At 80.8% G+C, this 684-nt stretch carries 1 pseudogene; it reads right to left on the reverse strand.

From position 1 onward, the window contains the following. Window positions 1-684: pseudogene (locus tag B7P34_RS37985) on the reverse strand (hypothetical protein); the annotation flags it as partial.

Genomic DNA, 684 nt, shown 5'->3' on the forward strand with positions numbered 1-684 from the left:
GGCGGCTTCGAGGCCCCGCTCGGCGTGGGCTCCGGCGCGCGCGTGGTTGTCGGCGACGAGTTCGACGAGGGCGAGCAGGCCGAGGAGCTCCGGCACCGTCCGCTGCGGTCCGGCCGCGCGGGCCAGGGCGCGGCCGGCGAGGTCCCGCGCGTGCGACACGTCGCCCAGCATCAGGGCGGCGCGGCAGGCCAGGGCGGGGACGGCCGGGTGGGCGTCGGCGGCGGCCGCGCCGTGGAGGGACGCGGCGCGGAGCGCGGGGACGGACCGGGCGTGGTCGCAGCGCAGGGCGGCCGCGACGCCCCGGAAGTAGTCGCGCACTTCTTCGGGCGCCGCGCCGTGGCCGCCGATGCGCAGGGCCGCTCCCGCGTACCCCGCGCCGTCGCCGGCGGTCCAGCTCGCTTCCGCGGCGTGCAGGAGGGCGGTGAGCTCGTCCTCCGGGCGGTCGGCGTGCCGGTACAGCGTGGCGGCGAGGTGCAGCGCCTCCCGCGCGTTGATCACTTCGCCGGCGCGCAAAGCCTGCAGGCCGCGGGTCAGCTCGGTCTGCCCGCGGGCCGCGGAGACGGCCTTCCGGCGGAGGGAGAGGGTGCGCAACGCCGTGGCGTGCCGGGGGAGTCCGGCGCGCCGGGCGTGGTCGGCGGCCGCGGCCAGGCGCCGGGCGCGGGCGCCGTCGTCCTCCGCGCGCTC

Origin of the sequence: Streptosporangium nondiastaticum, from assembly GCF_003011965.1 — a bacterium.
Classification (GTDB): domain Bacteria; phylum Actinomycetota; class Actinomycetes; order Streptomycetales; family Streptomycetaceae; genus Streptomyces; species Streptomyces nondiastaticus.